Genomic DNA, 17774 nt, shown 5'->3' with positions numbered 1-17774 from the left:
TACTATGTGGTATTTCGCATGGATTCTAGGTGTACTACTTGCTTGTGCATTCGGTATCATCAACGCTCTTTGGCTAGAGCACTCAGAAATGATGGATAAAGACAGTGAGTAACTTCGCTGATAAGGTAGCGAAACTTCACGCACCAATGGATAAGACTCTGCTACGAGTCTTATCTCTCATCCTTGGCTTTATGCACGTAGGATTGGTGATGTGGGACCCTGAAGCTTACCATCAAGCAATTGGTGGTTTTAACTCAATCATCGCACCAGCACTGATTTGGTCTGTATGTTCAAGCATGGTGTATGGGGTGGGCTTCAAGCCAAGAAACTGGTACTGGCAAGTTTTGTTTAGTCCTTATTTCTCGTTAGCTATCTTAATTTATCTAACGGCACTTTATTTCATTTAGGCTGAAATATGCTGTAATAAAGTCGGTTACTAAATCATCGAATAAAAGCTAGGTATCTCGCCTAGCTTTTATTTTTTCTACAAATTTCAAAAATATTTCCTTAGCTCGGTACCAATTGCTGTCGCTTCAGTTATAGTAATTACTTTAAAGAATTGAATATATTGGTACTCCCTTGCAAGGCACATCAAATCTCTTTCACTGGCCGATCACCGTGTACTATGAAGACACTGATGCGGGCGGTGTTGTATATCATTCTAATTATCTAAAATTCTTTGAGCGCGCACGGACAGAGATGTTACGTGCTAAAGGCATTTCTCAACATGTGTTACTGGAACAAAATATCGGCTTTGTTGTCCGACACATGGATATCGATTTCAACCAAGGGGCTAGGCTGGACGAGCATCTGACAGTCGTAACCCGAGTGTCAGAAATAAAACGTGCTTCTCTGCAATTCTGTCAAGAGTTGGTCAATGATCAAGGCAAGATATTGTGCAAGGCCTCGGTTAAGGTAGCATGTATCGATAATAAGAAAATGAAACCAATAGCTATTCCAACCTTTATAAATTCGGAGCTAACAAATAGTGACTGCTGATATTTCCATTTTAGATCTCTTTCTTCAGGCCAGTCTGTTGGTAAAGCTTGTGATGCTGACGTTGCTTGGCATGTCAATTGTGTCATGGGCAATGATCATCAAGCGCAGCAAAGTGCTTTCTCAAGCATCAAAAAATGCAGAGCAGTTTGAAGACAAATTTTGGTCGGGTACTGATCTTTCTCAGCTTTACCAAAAAGTAAAAGCGCGTAAAGACGAAATTGAAGGCACAGAAGAAATCTTCTACGCAGGTTTTACAGAGTTTGCTCGCCTACGTAAGAGCAACGCAAATTCACCAGCTTACATCATGGAAGGCACTGGCCGCGCAATGCGCGTTGCTGTTTCTCGTGAAGTTGATGAGCTAGAAACAAGCTTACCGTTTTTGGCAACAGTCGGTTCTATAAGCCCTTATATCGGCCTATTTGGTACCGTTTGGGGCATCATGCACGCCTTTATTGCGCTGGGTGAAGTAAAGCAAGCTACGTTGTCTATGGTTGCACCGGGTATCGCCGAGGCACTTATCGCGACAGCGATGGGTCTATTTGCGGCTATTCCGGCAGTAATGGCGTACAACCGCCTAAGCAATAAAGTGAGTAAACTAGAGCACACTTACGCAACATTTTCTGAAGAATTCCACAGCATCCTTCATCGTCAAGCGATGGCTGGCCGAGACAGCGCGGATAAGGAATAAAGCATGGCGGGTTATCAACCTAAAAAGCGAAAAATGACAGCGGAGATCAACGTTGTTCCGTATATCGACGTAATGCTCGTACTGTTGATCATTTTTATGGCGACCGCTCCATTTGTGACTCAAGGCGTCGACGTTGATCTTCCGAAAACATCGACTGCAGAATCTATGCAAGACCTTGCTGGCGAGACTGACAGTAGCTTTATTATCATCGAAATTGATAGCGAGGGTAATTTAGGCCTAAGCGTCAATGATGAAGAAGTTCAGCGAGGTTTGTCGTTGCAAGATGTTATTGTGCGAGTGAAAGCGGAGCGAGAGGTTAAGCCGGATTCACCAGTTGCGGTAGGTGGCGACGCGGCAACACCATATGCCGATGTTGTTCTATTGCTGGATGAACTAAGTCGAGCTGGTATCCCTAAGGTAGGTCTAATGACCGATATCAGGGAATAGACATCAATTATCTATGAAAGATCACAAGAAGAAACCCAACCAATACACCAAACCGATAGCAATATCGGTTGGTTTGCATGCAATTCTAGTTGCAGCCCTGCTTTGGGGGACGGACTTCAATATGTCTAAACCAGAGCCTACAGGGCAAATGGTTCAAGCTGTTGTCATCGATCCAAAACTTGTGCAGCAACAAGCGAAAGAAATTCGCCAGCAACGCGAAAAGGCAGCGAAAAAAGAACAAGAGCGTCTTGATAAACTGAGACGCGAAGCAGAGCAGCTAGAAAAAAACCGCAAAGCTGAAGAAGAGCAAATTCGCAAGTTGAAAGAGCAGCAAGCGAAAGATGCTCAAGCGGCACGAGAAGCAGAAGCTGCGCGTAAGAAAAAAGAGCAAGAGCGCAAGCAGGAAGAAGAACGTGTTCGCAAAGAAAAAGAGCGAGCTGCTAAGCTAGAAAAAGAGCGCAAGGAAAAAGAAGAAGCCGTGCGTAAAGCTGAACAGCAGCGTTTAGCAAAAGAGGCGGCTATCGCAAAAGCTGAGCAAGAACGTTTAGCTCGTGAAAAAGCAGCAAAAGAAGCGGAAGAAAAAGCACGTCGTGAGCGTGAAGCAGCTGAAAAAGCTGAACAAGAGCGCATCGCAAAAGAGAAAGCGGCAAAAGAGGCAGCGGAGCGAGAGCGTAAAGCGAGAGAAGCAGCTGAGCGTGCCGAGCGTGAGCGTAAAGCTCAAGAAGCCGCGTTAGATGATATTTTTGCGGGGCTCGAGGATGAGGTCAGTAAAAACAGTGCTGCGCGCAATCAATTTATTGACGACGAACTTTCTCGTATGTCATCCATCTATACTCAAAATATTCAGCAAAAGCTGATTAAGGATGACTACTTGCTGGGAAAGGAGTGTAGGGTAAACATCAAATTGATTCCGACAGGAACTGATATGATGGTCTCTGGTGTTACCGTTTTGAGTGGTGATGCTCGAGTATGTGCTGCGGCGAAGCGAGCAATAGCTCAGGTAGGGACGTTCCCTAAATCTTCAGAATCAGCGGTCAATGAAAGACTAAAAGACATCAACATAACTGTTGCTTTGGACTAAAAGGAATAAGACGTGATTAGACGCCTTTTACTAGGAATGTTTGTACTGTTTAGCAGTATGACAAATGTGGCGAATGCCGCATTAGAGTTGGTCATTACCGATGGTATTGATTCAGCACGACCAATTGCTGTTGTTCCGTTTAAGTGGGAGGGCACACAAGCGCTTCCAACGGATGTTTCTGCTGTTATCGCCTCGGATTTACAACGTAGTGGTAAATTTAGCCCAGTTCCAACGAGCAAAATGCCACAAACACCGTTCAGTGAATCAGAAGTTAATTTTGATGCTTGGACCAATTTAGGCGTGGATGCGCTATTGACTGGTTCAATCAAGCAAAACGACCAAGGTGACTACGTTATCAACTATCAACTTGTTGATATTGTGCGTGGTCAGTTAACGGGTGGGAAGAGTAAGGCGCTTGGTAGTGACGGTGAATTGGTTCTGTCAAAAGATCATGTGCTGTTCAATAAAGTAGCCACTGTTCAAGGGCCTCGTATGCGTGAGTACGCTCACCGTATCTCTGATTTGGTGTATGAGCAGTTGACTGGCGACCGTGGCGCTTTCATGACTCGTATCGCATATGTGGTAGTGAACGATAAAGACCGTTTCCCTTACCAACTTCGAGTCGCTGATTACGATGGCTACAATGAGCGTATGGTTTTACGCTCTAAGCAACCATTAATGTCACCAGCGTGGTCACCAGATGGTAAAAAGCTTGCGTATGTTAGCTTCCAAAATGGCCAAGCAGAAATCTTCATAATGAACATCTACACCGGTGAACGTGAGAAAATTACTTCATACCCACGTCACAATGGTGCACCAAGATTTTCGCCTGATGGCAATAAGTTAGCGATTGTTCTTTCTAAAACAGGCTCGCTTCATGTTTATACGTTTGACCTTAACACTCGTAAACTGACGCAAATTACGCGTGGCAGATCAAATAATACGGAACCGTTCTGGCATCCGGATGGAAAATCGTTGATTTTCACATCGGATAGGGGTGGTAAACCACAGATTTATCAAGTAAATTTGGGCAGCGGTTCTATTGACCGTTTGACTTGGCAAGGCAGCCAAAATTTGGGTGGTCAGATTACTCCTGATGGGCGATTCCTAGTTATGGTGAACCGCAGCAACGCAGGATTTAATTTGGCGAAACAAGATTTGGAAACTGGTGCTCTTCAAGTCTTAACTAAGACCTTGCTTGATGAGTCTCCTAGTATTGCCCCAAACGGTGGCATGGTTGTGTATAGCTCGATTTACAACAAGAAAAACGTACTATCGATGGTGTCAATTGATGGTCGATTCAAAGCTAGATTACCGGCAACAAATGGGCGTGTTCGAGCGCCTGCATGGTCACCGTTTTTGTAGTAATAAGTTTGATTAATAAAGGAAAATAAGATGCAACTGAACAAGGTTCTAAAAGGGCTACTAATCGCGCTTCCTGTAATGGCTGTTACAGCGTGTAGTTCAAGCGACGACGCTGCTTCTAACACTGGTGCAGCAACAAACAACAATGGCGCAGTGGAAACAACAGTAGCTACGCCAATTGATCAAAGCGGTCAGTTGACAGAGCAAGAGCTAAAAGAGCAAGCGCTACGTGAAACTCAAACAATCTACTTTGCTTTTGACAACTCAACAATTGCAGCAGATTACGAAGAGATGCTAGCGGCTCACGCTTCTTACCTAAGCAAGAACCCAGCACTTAACGTAACTATCGAAGGTCACGCTGATGAGCGCGGTACACCTGAGTACAACATTGCTCTAGGTGAGCGTCGTGCACAAGCAGTAGCGAACTACCTACAAGCACTAGGTGTTCAAGCTGACCAAATCTCAATCGTTAGCTACGGTGAAGAGAAGCCACTTCTTCTAGGTCAATCAGATGAAGTTTACGCTAAGAACCGTCGCGCGGTTCTAGTATACTAATTCGAGGTAATCCTCATGTTCAGTAACACTAAGCGCGCTGTTGCGCTTACGTTACTGGCAAGTGCAGCGAACTTTGCGTTCGCTGCACCAGCTCCAGTATCTGATCTCAACAGCACATCATCCGTCTCTAAGAGCCGTTCATCTGAAACGGAAGTAGAGCGTCTAGAACGTTTGCTCCAAAACCGCAATCGCGTTCAGCTCCAAATGCAACAGCAAATTGACCAAATGTCGCAAGAGATCAGTGAATTGCGTGGTCAACTAGAGCGAAATAGCTACGAAATGAAACAAATGTTGCAACGTCAACGTGAGTTGTTTGTCGAGCTGGATCGTGTTCGTGGAGAGATAAAATCCACACCTGCACAAGAAGCACAACCTGTGAAAACAGGTGGCCAGTACACTCCAAATGTTGATGAGCAAACGGCATATCAGAATGCAGTTGACCTGATTCTCAAAAAGCGTGATTACACTGGTGCAATTGCAGCGTTCCAGCAGTTCCAGAAAGATTATCCTGATTCTACATATTCAGCGAATTCTCACTACTGGTTAGGTCAGTTGTACTTCGCTAAAAAGCAGGATGAGGATGCAGTGAAAAGTTTTGCCGCTGTGGTGTCTTATAAAGACTCCAATAAGCGAGCCGATGCGTTGCTTAAGTTAGGCGAAATCGCTGAGCGTAATAACAATGCAGCTCAAGCGAAAAAGTACTACCAACAAGTGGTTGATGAATACCCAGGTAGTGCATCTGCAAAACTTGCCAGCTCTAAGCTGTAAGACGTTATGTTTTAAAAAGGAAGCTTCGGCTTCCTTTTTCTTTTCCATTTTCTGTTGGTACAGAACGGCTAAGTCGATAGCAATGATGCAGAGCCTCTGACCTTATGTTGCACCGAATTTCGCTACTCGGAAATGCTACCTGTAACAAAGATATACGGCTAGACCGCTAGAAATCCCCGCGACAAGTTGGTTTTTGAAAATTAACGAGGTTACAATACTCGGATTAAAGGAAGTTGCGTAGAGCAAGAGCAATGAGCCATATATTAGATAAAATCGACACTGTTTACCCATTCCCACCGAAACCAGTTCCATTAAGCGAAGAAGAAAAAGCATCTTACATTGAGCGTATTAAAAAGTTACTCAAAGAAAAAGATGCGGTACTTATCGCGCACTACTATACCGACCCTGAGATTCAAGCCCTAGCTGAAGACACTGGCGGGTTTGTTGGTGACTCGTTGGAAATGGCGAAGTTTGGTAATCGTCACCCTGCAAGTACATTGATTATTGGTGGTGTTCGCTTTATGGGCGAGTCGGCCAAAATTCTGACACCAGAAAAGCGCATTCTAATGCCAACGTTGGAAGCGGAATGTTCGCTCGACCTTGGCTGTCCTGCGGATAAGTTCAGCGAGTTTTGTGATGCTCACCCTGATCATACGGTTGTAGTTTACGCAAACACCTCAGCAGCGGTTAAAGCCCGTGCCGACTGGGTCGTTACATCGAGTATTGCGCTTGAAATCGTGGAACACTTAGACGCTGAAGATAAGCCAATTATTTGGGGACCAGACCGTCACCTAGGATCGTACATCGCTAACAAAACTGGCGCAGATATGCTGCTTTGGCAGGGTGAGTGTGTGGTTCATGATGAGTTCTCTGCTGATGCGCTACGAAAAATGAAGAGCGTGTATCCAGATGCGGCTATTTTGGTTCACCCTGAGTCACCAGCAAGCGTCGTAGAACTTGCCGATGCCGTTGGATCAACGAGTCAGCTGATCAAAGCAGCGAAAGAGCTTCCTCACAAACAAATGATCGTTGCGACAGACAAAGGCATTTTCTTTAAAATGCAGCAACTTGTGCCAGAGAAAGAACTTATCGAAGCGCCAACCGCAGGTGCAGGCGCAACATGTCGCAGCTGTGCACACTGTCCCTGGATGGCAATGAACGGTTTGAAAGCAATTGAGAAAGCGCTTAGTGAAGGTGGTGAAGAGCACGAGATTTTTGTTGACGAAGAACTGCGTGTTAAATCCCTTATACCGCTTAACCGCATGCTAGATTTTGCTGAGCAGCTAAATATGCAAGTGAAAGGTAATGCTTAAAAAGTAGGCGTAACTGAAAGTAAATCTCAAAAACCAGCCGAATATGGCTGGTTTTTTTGTGTCTTACTATCAATGAGTTACTATTGATGCAATCAATGAATATCGAGGTCATAAATTTATGGCGGTGTGGTTAGTAGTTAAAAAGTGGCTTAGTTCCCACCTTTTTAAATTGAGCAACCGAAGCCTTCTCATCTTTAGTGGCTTATATGTGAGCCTTTCATGGTGGCTGCTGGTTCTCGCTGGTGAAACCGCATTAACAGACAGTTTCGCTAACTTTATCTATTACCTCATGGTTACGGCGAGTACGGTGGGTTATGGCGACCATTCTCCAGTAACAGATTTGGGTAAATGGGTTGTCGTACTATTTGTAATCCCCGGCGGTTTGAGCTTATTCGCCGCATTATTGGGGCGTGTCGCTGGAGCCGCGATGGACTATTGGCGAGCGGGTATTTTAGGAAAACGGAGAGTAAGAGTGGAAAACCATATTGTATTGTTGGGCTGGAATGGATCGAGGACGATGCACCTTATTCGCATGTTACAACATGAAGAAGAGGGAAAGCGTCCGATTGTTTTATGCAGCCGTTCAGAAATAGAGAACCCGTTACCTGGCGAAATCAGTTTTATCAAAGTGACCAGTTATACCGATTCGCAAGAAATGAAAAACGCCAATATTGCCGAAGCCGCTTGCATTATTGTGGATAATCTCTCGGACGACATTACCTTGTCAGCCGCTCTATACTGCGCATCTGTAAACCCTTCCGCTCATTTGGTCGCTTACTTTAAAGATGAAGCGCTAGGCCGACTTCTAAGTCAGCATTGCCCGAAAGCGGAATGCATACCTGCTGTTGGCGCAGAAATGTTGGCAAAAGCGGCGGTTGACCCGGGCTCAAGTGCGCTTCATCAGGAGCTTTTGGCTTCAACACGAGGTATGACGCAATACTCAGTTATTTATCCCGAGGGTCAGTCTGCCACCACTATTGAGAATCTCTTCGTTTTTCTCAAAAGACGCCATCATGCCACGCTGATTGCTTTTGATATTGGCGATGGTATTCAACTCAACCCAGATTTAGATGCTGAAGTACCCGCGAGTACCAAGCTGTTTTACATTGCAGATGAACGTATTGAAGATTTTGCCTGGAAAGAAATGAACAAGGAACAATAATGCACATGATTGCCGGCCTGTTAGCAGGCTTCCCAAACTTTTTACTCTATTTCTCTGTTTCTATTATTTTTGTATTGGCGTTTAAGTTCATCTACGTCAAGTTGACGCCATACGATGAGTGGCATCTGATCAAAGAAAAACAAAATACAGCAGCAGCGATTGCGCTAAGTGGGGCCTTCCTTGGTTATTGTCTCGCGATTTCGGGGGCGGCAAAAAACTCGGTCAATATCGTCGATTTTATGGTGTGGGGCGTTGTTGCAATGCTTGCTCAAATTATCGCATTTGCAATTGTACGCTTTATTTTACTTCCGAAAGTGGCAGAGCGTATCGAAAAAGATGAACTGCCAGCCGGTATTGTATTAGCCGCAGTTTCTGTTTCGGTCGGCGTATTGAATGCCGCTTGCATGACTTACTAGGAGGAACGATGAAGCGGAGTTCTAACGTTAAACGTTCTTCCATGGACAAAAGCTTAAAGCTTGGGAAAATTCTTCCCTTTGCTGCCTTTGGTGGTATTTTCTTCTTTGCTACGTACGAGTCAAAAACAGAAGGGTACATTTTTTCTGATGCTGATGAGTGTAAATCTAACTCGCCTGAGTTTAGTGAACAGTGTGACATTGCATACCAAGAAGCTTTAGCTCGTGCCGAACAAAATGCCCCTCGCTACCGCAGCGAGTTCGAATGCGAGAATGATTTCTACGAGGATGATTGTTACTACAGTTCCAGTTCCCGAGCTTATGTACCTAACTTTGGCGGTTTTTTTTACAGTCGCTCATTAAGCGGGTTGAAAGGTTATAACAAGAGCTATTACTCAGAGCCGATGTACCGTTATAAATCCAAATTCTATAATGGAGCAGGGCAATTCTTTGGCTCCTACCGAAATCAGCCGACCAAAGTTGCGACGAATAGCCTTAATAAACGTGGTGGCGGCACCATTGGCAGGGCGATGTCTCGAGGCGGGTTTGGTAAAGTGGTGTCGGTCAGTCGAGGCGGTTAAAAAGCACTATGTTTCGACGAGAAATACAAGAGCGCGAAAACTGGCGTGAATTAGCACGCCAGTTTGGTTTTGGTTTCCATACCATGTATGACCAACCGTATTGGGATGAGAGTGCTTACTATCAATTCACGCTGGAGCAAATTGAGCGCGATATAGAAGCGCCCACTGAAGAGCTGCATCAGATGTGCCTGGCTATTGTGGATGAAGTCGTTCGGAGTGAGCGGTTGCTGACGCAATGTGCGATCCCTGAATCTATGTGGGAGCAGGTCGCTTCTTCATGGAGACGAAGCGAACCTTCGCTTTATTCGCGGCTGGATTTCGCGTACAACGGGACCTCGCCAGCAAAATTACTGGAAAACAATGCGGATACGCCAACCAGCTTGTTTGAAACTGGCTTTTGGCAGTGGGTGTGGCTAGAAGATGTTGTAAATAAAGGTCGAGTTCACCAGAGCGCGGATCAATTCAATATTCTTCAAGACTTTTTGATCGAGCGCTTTGCCGAAATAGCAAAATACCAACCAGGACAAACACTTCACTTTAGCTGCTGCAAGTACACTGAAGAAGATAAAGGGACTGTCCAGTATTTAGAGGATTGCGCGCGAGAGGCAGGGTTAGCAACGGCATTCGTGCATGTCGAAGATATTGGAGTGACGGAAGATGGTCTGTTTGTGGATGCTGACGACAGAGCGATTCGTTGGATGTTTAAGCTTTACCCTTGGGAGTTTATGTTTGAAGAGGAATATGCGAAGTACTTAGCGACTGCGAACGTAAACTGGTTAGAACCGATGTGGAAGTCGATTCTATCCAATAAAGCACTTTTACCGTTATTGTGGGAGCGCTTTCCTAATCACCCGAACCTTTTGCCCGCTTATTTTGCTAACGATTCAAAAGCGAACACTATGAGAGATTATGTCATCAAGCCACTATTTTCTCGAGAGGGCGCGAACATCGAGATCGTCATCGATGGAAAACGTTTTGTTAAAACGTCAGGGCCTTATGAATCTAAATTCAATATCGTCCAGCAATACCATCCACTACCTAAGTTTGGGCACAACCATACGTTAATTGGCAGTTGGTTGGTCAATGATAGAGCTGCCGGTATTTCGATTAGGGAAGACAGTAGCTTAGTGACTCAAGATATGGCGCGGTATATTCCACATGTAATTTTAACATGATCAAAAAAGCTCTCCATTTGGAGAGCTTTTTGTCTATTCAGCCGTTCAATCTTGATGGTCGACAGCGTTGCGTCTATTGTTCTTCAGCTAATGCAACACCGCGCTGGGTAAGACCACATAACATCACTGGCATTGCATTGAAGATTTCCTCAAACTGCTCTAAGCCTTCCATACCTTGTTCGGCCAATGTTTCAATGGTCGTTTCTGGGTCGTAAAGCATAGTAAGAGAAAGTAAAACACCACCGAGTAGGGCATTATCTTCGCTATCCTCAGGCATCAACGTTTCCCAGTCATCACGCGCAAGTTGCCAGCCTTGTAATACACCTTCACAGAAATCGCGAGCCTGACTTGTTACAATGTCTTGCTCATCTAGCGCGCACCCTGCAGGCCACTGCCAAGTGCCTTCTAGGAGAGCGGGACGAGTTTGGTTCCACATTTGTACAATCTCGTCAATGTACTGCTCTAGTTGTTCACCGTCAGTAAATGGCGCTGTTTCTTCTCCACCCCATAAGAATGGCAACCACTCTTGAGGCATTAATACGTTTGGCGCTGCAGCCATCGCTGTTACAAAGCCTTGAGTTTTTGCCAGGTTTAGTAGTTTACCGTCAAGTTCTGGGAGAGAAAGGATGTCTTGTAGTTTCAAAATAGAATACCATTTGTTAATGGGCTGGTTGATTGCGCTCATCTTACCAATCAATTAGTGATAAATCGATATTAGGGAATGATTCACACATCTATGGAAATTCGCTCATCACTTAGAAAAAAAAGCATTCTCGCCCTAACACTTTACCTGTGCTTCTTTATCGCCACTATCGGTTCTGTCGCCTATTTGGTTGTTGAGCCACCGGTTAGACAAAAGCTAGAGCAAAACCTAGAGTTACGTACCCAACTCCTGGCTCTTGAGATAAAAGAGCCCCTCCTCAGTTCTACAGGTGTATTGAGCAGCTTAGTAGGGCTAGCCCAAGGGACTGAAAATATTCAATCTCTCAACACAATAATTCCACATATTCTTCAATTGAGTGACAAGATGCTTGTTAGTGGTGGTGTATGGCCTAAACCCGAACTCAAAGCAGAACAATGGAGATATAAAAGTCTATTCTTCAATAAAAACAGTGATAGTGGTATTGACCAAATTCACTCCTACAATAACCCCGAATCTGGCGGTTATGATAATGAACCCTGGTATGTCGCTGCCGCCGATGCTCCGGTAGGTTCTGTTAGTTGGTCTACGGTTTACATCGATACCTTTACTCAGGTCCAGATGATTACCGCGTCTTCTCCGTACTACCAAAACGGTCGATTCGCTGGAGTTGTAACGGTAGACCTATCACTAGATGCACTTTTTCAGTTTATTCGAGAGCACACGAACCAGCATTCTTTGGGGGTAGTGGTTCGCGATGCTGACTCAAACGTGATTATTGAACACAACTTTCAACTGACGGACGAAATTTATGTCAGCGAGCTTGATTTCGGAGAGTTCGACTGGCGCATGGAAGTTGTCAACGCAAAAGCTAAAGTCGCCGATCAAGTGTTTGAACAAGTGATGAGCGTTGAGGGGAGGATCATTCCATTTTTGCTCTTGTGTGTCTTGGTCGGTTACTACTTACTGAATCGCTATATTGTTGAACCAATTGTTCGCATTGCCGCTAAGATTGATGACTCGAAAACTGGTGGGATCATAGATATTGACTACGATAGCGATGACGAAATCGGACAGCTTATCGAGAAGTTCAATGAAAAGACGATCTATTTAGAGCAGGAGAGAATAAAAGCTCAGGCTTCGACAAACGCTAAAACGGCATTCTTAGCCACATTGTCCCACGAGATTCGCACACCAATGAACGGTGTACTTGGAACTGCCCAGATACTGTTAAAAACACCACTTACCGATGAGCAGCGTAAGCACCTGAGAACCCTTTATGATTCAGGTGATCACATGATGACATTACTCAATGAGATTTTAGATTACTCAAAAATTGAACAAGGGCATGTTGAGTTTGAACATAAGCCTTTCCCAATTGAGTCGATTATCGGCAGTATCAAGAGTGTTTATCAAACGCTGTGTGCAGAAAAAGGTCTTCGCTTTAGAGTAGTCTCGCATTTACCAACGGGTCGTTGGTACAACAATGACAAAGCCCGTTTGCGTCAAGTACTGTTCAATCTACTCAATAACGCTGTTAAGTTCACCGATCGTGGCATCGTAGAGGTAGAGCTAGCCGAGAAATCGAGTAAGGCAGGCACCAAGCTGATACTAAAGGTAAAAGATACAGGAATTGGTATTTCAAAAGAGGCACAAAAACGCATTTTTCGTCCTTTTGAGCAAGCGGAGTCATCAACGACTAGGCGGTTTGGTGGTACAGGGCTTGGTTTAGCAATAGTCAAAGAAATCGCGGAACATATGGGTGGGCAAGTGGTTGTAGAGAGTCAGGAGGACGCTGGAACGACTTTTACTCTCGAAATTGCCCTTACACCTTGCAAGCCAGGTAAAGTAGAGTCAATCAATACACATAAATTGAACTGTAAAGGGTTGAAAGCACTCATTGTTGAAGACAACCGAACAAATGCGATCATTATGGAAACTTTCCTCCGAGCCAAGGGCTTTGAGTGCACAAGTGTCGAAAATGGTCAGCTTGCAGTCGATGAGGTTGCGATCAAACCATTTGATTTGATACTGATGGATAATCATATGCCTGTTCTAGATGGCGTTGGGGCCATATCAGCCATTCGAGCAATGAGTTCACCTGCTAAGTCGGTACTGATTTTTGGCTGTACAGCGGATGTGTTCAAAGAAACACAAGAGCGTATGATTAATGTAGGAGCAGATCACATAATAGCGAAACCAATAGTGGAGTCTGAATTAAATGATGCACTGTATCTTCATGCGACACAGTTATATCAGTACCAATCGGACTTTGATGGAAATGCAGCAGATAGCTTTAATGCTGAAAAGTGGTTACTCAACTTCTATGTCGCTCTAGATAATGGACATCTTAATGAAGCACTTGAGGCTATTTCAGCGATCATTGCGGAGGCTCCCCTTGAACTCAGTGGCGACGTTTCTTCAGTCGCCGAACGGATAAGAAGTAACTTAAAGCGTCAGCAATCCCCAGACCAAGATGATATCGATACATTAACGATTTTGCTGGCCTCACCATAATTTAATCAATATGGCGCAACTGTGAATTGTTCTTACTATTCATACGTCATCCAGCTTCGTGACAAACTCTTCTAACCCGCAATGAACAGGCTTACAGTTTTACTTTTACGAGTAAAACAGCAAGACCTTCTACTGTGATTATATCGGTAATACTCTGAATTTTCGCAGCTTGGTAGTATAAGCTATAGGAGTGACTGTTTTCGGTCCGAGTTTTGTTCTAACTTTACGTCAAAATAATTATCGTAACCCCTTTTTATGTAAGTGAAATCCGTGTTTTTGTACCATTTTTACGTGATTTTAGGCGTTTTTACTCGCCATTGGTGAAAAAAACTACTTTTACTTTAAAAGTTGGTTATAAATTTACAACTTAATTTTAAATACAGAACCATAAGCTAGTTTTTGTGTGTTCTAATTGCATCATTAACTGGCTTGATGTCTTTTGGGTGGTTAATAGTTTTATTATTTTCATTAATTGCAGTGTTTGATTTTAAGGGTTTTGTAAATGAAGTCTCGTGGACCATTTTGTATTCGTCACGCCGCAGCGGATACCTTTGCTATGGTTGTTTTTTGCTTTATCACAGGGATGATTGTCGAGATTTTGATTTCAGGGATGACATTTGAGCAATCTCTAGCATCGCGTACGCTATCGATTCCAGTGAATATCGCCATTGCTTGGCCGTATGGGGTTTTTCGTGATTGGGTGCTGCATCAAGGTAGTAAGGTGTCGCCGTCTTCCTTTATGAAGAACATCTCTGATCTGGTCGCTTATGTACTATTTCAATCTCCAGTTTATGCGGGTATTTTATTCGCAGTTGGCGCGTCTACAGATCAAATTGTGACCGCAGTGGCAAGTAACGCTGTTATTTCTTGTGGCATGGGTGTGTTGTATGGGTACTTCTTGGACATGTGCCGCCGTTGGTTCCGTGTTCCCGGTTATTCTCAAAGCATCTAAATGCCCTAGTTTTGCTCAATTTAGTTACTTAGTGAGCAATCGATTCGAAAAGGGCGCTTTTTTTTATGTTTAGCCTTGACCATCAGGCACATAATCATTAAATTAGCGCCTCGTTAGCCAATGATGCTAACCAAAATTTGATTCGGTGAGTTGTCCGAGTGGCTGAAGGAGCACGCCTGGAAAGTGTGTATACGGCAACGTATCGAGAGTTCGAATCTCTCACTCACCGCCACATTCTATAAGCCCTTGTAGTGTAAGAACTTCTTATAATACAGGGGTTTGGTGTTTTAATGTAAGCTGCCTACTGGTACAAAGAGTAGGTACAATGTCGAACATCATGGCAAGTCCTTATAAGCATCCTCAGACTGGTGTTTACTACTTTAGAATGGCTGTCCCAAAAAAGCTGGTTCCTATAATCGGTAAGACAGTCTTCAAGAAATCTCTTCAAACGAAAAACCTTTCTGAAGCAAAGCAGCGATTTCCTCAGCATCTTGATGATGCGCTCAAGCAAATCGACTTCGCTAATTTAAAGCTATCTAATTCATCTGATATTGAGCTTAATGTCCGTGATTGCGCGATCATTGCCGAGCGTTGGTATCTGCGTGTCAAAGATGAGGTTGATGGTAATGGTAACTATGATTGCTATCTTCGATATGAATGGTATGGCGTTGAGGGCGATAAGCGTCTCCACGTATTCGGCTTATCTGACACATTTGAGTTTAGTGGTCTAGATGCGTCAAAAGCTACTGAAGAGGAATATCAAGAGCTTTTGGAAGGCTTGAAAGATTTCATTGAAGAACAGCTAAACATAGAAGGTTTAGTTGTATGTGAGACAAGCGCTTCATATAGACGTTTGGTTTACGCTTTTTACGATTACGCCCGTCGAGTTGAGTCTCTCTGTTTTGCTCGTCACAAGCGAGACTTTGGGTATGAGCCAGTGACCACTCCAATCGCTAGTGAGCCCCTTTCAGTGTCTAAGCCTGATAAGATACCGTCTAGGGTTTTGAAACCATCTCAGGACTCCATTTCGAGCCTATTGAAGCGTTACCTTGAGTCTGCATCTATTAATGGCAAAGCTTCTCAATCCTTGGCAGAGGTTGAGTGTCAGATAGAGCGTCTTATAGAGATAATAGGGGATCTAGACGTTGCTGATGTAACGAGAGGTCATATCTCAAAATACAAAGATACCCTGTTACAATTGCCTAAGTCTAAAGCCAAAGAGATTAGAAACAAATCAGTACCTGAGCAGCTTGAGCTTGTTAAAACAAAAGGGCTTGAAACAATCGCTCCTTCAACCGTTAAGACTATTCTCAGAAAGACTTCTCCTGTATTTGGCTATGCTGTTGAGCTTGGTTTGATAAACGTCAACCCATACAAAGGCGTAACACTTCCTAAAGTACAGAATAAGTCTGCGGTAGCTGAAGCTAAAGGGTTTACGCCTAGCGAGATCAATCAGCTATTTAAGCTAGATATATTCACTGATGTTACTGCTAGTAAGCCTTATGGCATGGCTTGTTATTGGGTGCCTCTTCTATGCAGATATACGGGTTCTCGGATTGAAGAAATGGTTCAACTTAGAAGTTCAGATATACAACGATCAGACGAAGGTATTCACTTTATTTATGTTCGTGAGGGTGAAGAGCAGAACGTAAAAAACGTTAAGTCAGTTCGACAAGTGCCGATTCATGATCATCTCATTGATTTAGGTTTTTTGGATTATGTGGCGTCCTGTGGAGAGTTTCTATTCCCTGAGCACAAGCCAAACAAACACGGTAAAAGGTCTGGTGCTATTGGTAAGTGGTGGAGTAAACAGGTCAAGAGGTTAGGCATAACCAAGCAGCCATCACACTCGTTTAGGCACTCTTTGAGAACAGCTTTGCGTGGTCTAGGAGTAGTTGATTCTGTTAGTGATGCTATCACTGGTCACGCTCCGGCTAATATCGGAGCAGCATACGGTACGGTTGATATGAAGGCTAAGAAGAAAGCAATAGACTGTTTGCCTAGGCTGGCTGTCCCACGTCTTTGGTAGTTTTTCGTTAATGTCTTTACACTGTTGTGTACACCTAAAGTCTCCCCACTGTACACACGTGTACACTTTGGTTTGAATTAGCCCGTAGGCCTTGTGGTATAAGGCTTACGAGCTCACAATGTCATTTCTATAACTCGTAGTTTTCTGTTACGTTAGGGGCTTTATTTCCACTATTTTTATCTTGAATACTTCCTTCGATAGTCCCAGCTTTTTCCAGCCACTTACTCCGTTGAGATATCGAGATACCTAGTTGAGAGCCCCTAGTGAACTTCCTTAAGCCTTCCCTGAAGATGTCCTCTCCAAAGAACTCAACGAGGCGGCTGATGCTCTTTGAGACGTCTTTAATTTGCTTTTGCTCCCACTGTTCATCATCTTTGTCAGGCACATACTCCTTACCCTTAAAAGCATCTGAGAGTCGTCTAATCTTCGGGAAACCCTTAGAGTCCCAACAGCTTTGGGGTAGGTAATAACGTGACTCCAAGCCAAACTTGAGGTTTTCAACAAAGCTCTCTAAGTCGTTCATCTCGATGTCATTCCCTAATGCTTCTTTGCAAGCTTTTAAGCCGTTAGCGATGTGTCCAGCCTGACCACGGCTACACCCAACAAGCTCCTCTATTTGAGAGACGCTTAGGTCAAACTCTCGGTTAACAATTAGCTTGCGAAACTTAGCTTGCGTTGCTTCATCTTTAGTAACTCCAACCCCATGTGCTTGGTTGACATCTTGCGCTGCTGAGAATGCCTCAGCGTAGGTACGGTTTTCTATGATCAACGAGTTAATCATCAATTCAGCATCGGGTTTTTCTTCAAGGTACTTCAGACAAGCTCCAGTGCGGTGAAAACCATCCACTACGTAATACTTGTCATCAATCACAAAAACAGTGATAGGTTGCCTTATAGGCTGTCCATTACGAAGGTCTTCAAGAATCTCCTTACTTTGGCTCTCTTGCTTAATCTCTTGCGCTGAACGTTCTCGTTTGTCTTTTATGAGTTCAACGTCACGGGCTTGCATCGCGGGATCGAGTATGAGAGTTCGAGGGTCTAAATACGCAAATCTGCTATCTGCCATGAATTGGTTCATAGTGTGTTATG

At 44.1% G+C, this 17774-nt stretch carries 19 protein-coding genes and 1 tRNA gene; 18 read left to right on the top strand and 2 right to left on the bottom strand.

Annotation, left to right across the window (positions count from 1 at the left end):
- Positions 1-4: 4 nt before the first annotated feature.
- From cydX to R7035_RS02585, 14 genes are all read left to right on the top strand, one after another.
- Positions 5-112, top strand: coding sequence for a cytochrome bd-I oxidase subunit CydX (gene cydX / locus R7035_RS02650; protein WP_000270284.1), 108 nt, complete (start codon positions 5-7; stop codon positions 110-112).
- Entirely contained in the window at positions 105-407 is a 303-nt protein-coding gene (ybgE, locus tag R7035_RS02645) for a cyd operon protein YbgE (RefSeq protein WP_213871542.1), read from the top strand. The genes cydX and ybgE overlap by 8 nt, the downstream gene beginning before the upstream one ends.
- 172 nt (positions 408-579) lie before the next feature.
- Positions 580-999, top strand: a complete 420-nt coding sequence (gene ybgC / locus R7035_RS02640) for a tol-pal system-associated acyl-CoA thioesterase (RefSeq protein WP_017820044.1) — start codon at positions 580-582, stop codon at positions 997-999.
- Complete coding sequence (gene tolQ, locus R7035_RS02635; RefSeq protein WP_005378301.1) at positions 989-1687, top strand: protein TolQ; 699 nt, start codon at positions 989-991, stop codon at positions 1685-1687. Before ybgC ends, tolQ begins: the two co-directional genes overlap by 11 nt.
- Positions 1688-1690: 3 nt before the next feature.
- The gene (locus R7035_RS02630; protein WP_005378298.1) at positions 1691-2134 is read left to right on the top strand and encodes an ExbD/TolR family protein; all 444 of its coding nucleotides are present in this window, start codon (positions 1691-1693) and stop codon (positions 2132-2134) included.
- Between the two features lie 13 nt (positions 2135-2147).
- Positions 2148-3215, top strand: coding sequence for a cell envelope integrity protein TolA (tolA, locus tag R7035_RS02625; RefSeq protein WP_054575111.1), 1068 nt, complete (start codon positions 2148-2150; stop codon positions 3213-3215).
- 12 nt (positions 3216-3227) lie between these two features.
- The gene (tolB, locus tag R7035_RS02620; protein ID WP_318145948.1) at positions 3228-4580 is read left to right on the top strand and encodes a Tol-Pal system beta propeller repeat protein TolB; all 1353 of its coding nucleotides are present in this window, start codon (positions 3228-3230) and stop codon (positions 4578-4580) included.
- A gap of 30 nt (positions 4581-4610) precedes the next feature.
- Positions 4611-5135 (top strand): peptidoglycan-associated lipoprotein Pal, encoded by a 525-nt coding sequence (gene pal / locus R7035_RS02615; protein ID WP_005378293.1) that lies wholly within the window; start codon positions 4611-4613, stop codon positions 5133-5135.
- 15 nt (positions 5136-5150) lie between these two features.
- Positions 5151-5903, top strand: coding sequence for a tol-pal system protein YbgF (ybgF, locus tag R7035_RS02610; RefSeq protein ID WP_005378285.1), 753 nt, complete (start codon positions 5151-5153; stop codon positions 5901-5903).
- Between the two features lie 251 nt (positions 5904-6154).
- The gene (gene nadA / locus R7035_RS02605) at positions 6155-7216 is read left to right on the top strand and encodes a quinolinate synthase NadA (RefSeq protein ID WP_064367997.1); all 1062 of its coding nucleotides are present in this window, start codon (positions 6155-6157) and stop codon (positions 7214-7216) included.
- A 118-nt stretch (positions 7217-7334) separates the two neighbouring features.
- Positions 7335-8378 (top strand): potassium channel protein, encoded by a 1044-nt coding sequence (locus R7035_RS02600; protein WP_017635053.1) that lies wholly within the window; start codon positions 7335-7337, stop codon positions 8376-8378.
- Positions 8378-8794 carry a DUF350 domain-containing protein gene (locus tag R7035_RS02595; RefSeq protein WP_005378281.1) on the top strand — a complete coding sequence of 139 codons (417 nt, stop codon included), beginning with the start codon at positions 8378-8380 and terminating at the stop codon, positions 8792-8794. The genes R7035_RS02600 and R7035_RS02595 overlap by 1 nt, the downstream gene beginning before the upstream one ends.
- An 8-nt stretch (positions 8795-8802) precedes the next feature.
- Positions 8803-9372, top strand: coding sequence for a DUF1190 domain-containing protein (locus tag R7035_RS02590; protein WP_213915689.1), 570 nt, complete (start codon positions 8803-8805; stop codon positions 9370-9372).
- Positions 9373-9380: 8 nt separating this feature from the next.
- Positions 9381-10547, top strand: a complete 1167-nt coding sequence (locus tag R7035_RS02585) for a glutathionylspermidine synthase family protein (RefSeq protein ID WP_042522104.1) — start codon at positions 9381-9383, stop codon at positions 10545-10547.
- A 73-nt stretch (positions 10548-10620) separates the two neighbouring features.
- Here R7035_RS02585 and R7035_RS02580 read toward each other — a convergent pair whose 3' ends face one another.
- The gene (locus R7035_RS02580; protein WP_005378278.1) at positions 10621-11232 is read right to left on the bottom strand and encodes a YecA family protein; all 612 of its coding nucleotides are present in this window, start codon (positions 11230-11232) and stop codon (positions 10621-10623) included.
- A 51-nt stretch (positions 11233-11283) separates the two neighbouring features.
- Here R7035_RS02580 and R7035_RS02575 point away from each other — a divergent pair, with 51 nt between their 5' ends.
- The 4 genes from R7035_RS02575 (at position 11284) to R7035_RS02560 (ending at position 16685) form a co-directional block, all read left to right on the top strand.
- Positions 11284-13704 carry a hybrid sensor histidine kinase/response regulator gene (locus R7035_RS02575; RefSeq protein ID WP_318145950.1) on the top strand — a complete coding sequence of 807 codons (2421 nt, stop codon included), beginning with the start codon at positions 11284-11286 and terminating at the stop codon, positions 13702-13704.
- Positions 13705-14206: 502 nt separating this feature from the next.
- Positions 14207-14656 carry an L-alanine exporter AlaE gene (locus tag R7035_RS02570; protein ID WP_054575116.1) on the top strand — a complete coding sequence of 150 codons (450 nt, stop codon included), beginning with the start codon at positions 14207-14209 and terminating at the stop codon, positions 14654-14656.
- A gap of 144 nt (positions 14657-14800) precedes the next feature.
- A tRNA-Ser gene (locus R7035_RS02565) sits at positions 14801-14888 on the top strand.
- 93 nt (positions 14889-14981) lie between these two features.
- Entirely contained in the window at positions 14982-16685 is a 1704-nt protein-coding gene (locus R7035_RS02560) for a site-specific integrase (protein WP_318145947.1), read from the top strand.
- A 127-nt stretch (positions 16686-16812) separates the two neighbouring features.
- On the opposite strand, the gene R7035_RS02555 is transcribed toward R7035_RS02560, so the two are convergent.
- The gene (locus tag R7035_RS02555; protein ID WP_240703677.1) at positions 16813-17751 is read right to left on the bottom strand and encodes a hypothetical protein; all 939 of its coding nucleotides are present in this window, start codon (positions 17749-17751) and stop codon (positions 16813-16815) included.
- Positions 17752-17774: the final 23 nt, after the last annotated feature.

The sequence above is a fragment of the Vibrio sp. 1731 genome, from assembly GCF_033339955.1.
Classification (GTDB): domain Bacteria; phylum Pseudomonadota; class Gammaproteobacteria; order Enterobacterales; family Vibrionaceae; genus Vibrio; species Vibrio alginolyticus.
The sequence above is the reverse complement of the archived record's forward strand: the minus strand, read 5'-3'. Positions and strand labels throughout refer to the sequence as shown.

Excerpts from the sequence above, each read along its gene's own strand:
- cydX (WP_000270284.1), top strand. The coding sequence starts at position 5 with ATGTGGTATTTCGCATGGATTCTAGGTGTACTACTTGCTTGTGCATTC.
- R7035_RS02630 (WP_005378298.1), top strand. The coding sequence starts at position 1,691 with ATGGCGGGTTATCAACCTAAAAAGCGAAAAATGACAGCGGAGATCAAC.
- tolA (WP_054575111.1), top strand. The coding sequence starts at position 2,148 with ATGAAAGATCACAAGAAGAAACCCAACCAATACACCAAACCGATAGCA.
- pal (WP_005378293.1), top strand. The coding sequence starts at position 4,611 with ATGCAACTGAACAAGGTTCTAAAAGGGCTACTAATCGCGCTTCCTGTA.
- ybgF (WP_005378285.1), top strand. The coding sequence starts at position 5,151 with ATGTTCAGTAACACTAAGCGCGCTGTTGCGCTTACGTTACTGGCAAGT.
- nadA (WP_064367997.1), top strand. The coding sequence starts at position 6,155 with ATGAGCCATATATTAGATAAAATCGACACTGTTTACCCATTCCCACCG.
- R7035_RS02600 (WP_017635053.1), top strand. The coding sequence starts at position 7,335 with ATGGCGGTGTGGTTAGTAGTTAAAAAGTGGCTTAGTTCCCACCTTTTT.
- R7035_RS02595 (WP_005378281.1), top strand. The coding sequence starts at position 8,378 with ATGCACATGATTGCCGGCCTGTTAGCAGGCTTCCCAAACTTTTTACTC.
- R7035_RS02590 (WP_213915689.1), top strand. The coding sequence starts at position 8,803 with ATGAAGCGGAGTTCTAACGTTAAACGTTCTTCCATGGACAAAAGCTTA.
- R7035_RS02585 (WP_042522104.1), top strand. The coding sequence starts at position 9,381 with ATGTTTCGACGAGAAATACAAGAGCGCGAAAACTGGCGTGAATTAGCA.
- R7035_RS02580 (WP_005378278.1), bottom strand. The coding sequence starts at position 11,232 with ATGAGCGCAATCAACCAGCCCATTAACAAATGGTATTCTATTTTGAAA.
- R7035_RS02575 (WP_318145950.1), top strand. The coding sequence starts at position 11,284 with ATGGAAATTCGCTCATCACTTAGAAAAAAAAGCATTCTCGCCCTAACA.
- R7035_RS02570 (WP_054575116.1), top strand. The coding sequence starts at position 14,207 with ATGAAGTCTCGTGGACCATTTTGTATTCGTCACGCCGCAGCGGATACC.
- R7035_RS02560 (WP_318145947.1), top strand. The coding sequence starts at position 14,982 with ATGTCGAACATCATGGCAAGTCCTTATAAGCATCCTCAGACTGGTGTT.
- R7035_RS02555 (WP_240703677.1), bottom strand. The coding sequence starts at position 17,751 with ATGGCAGATAGCAGATTTGCGTATTTAGACCCTCGAACTCTCATACTC.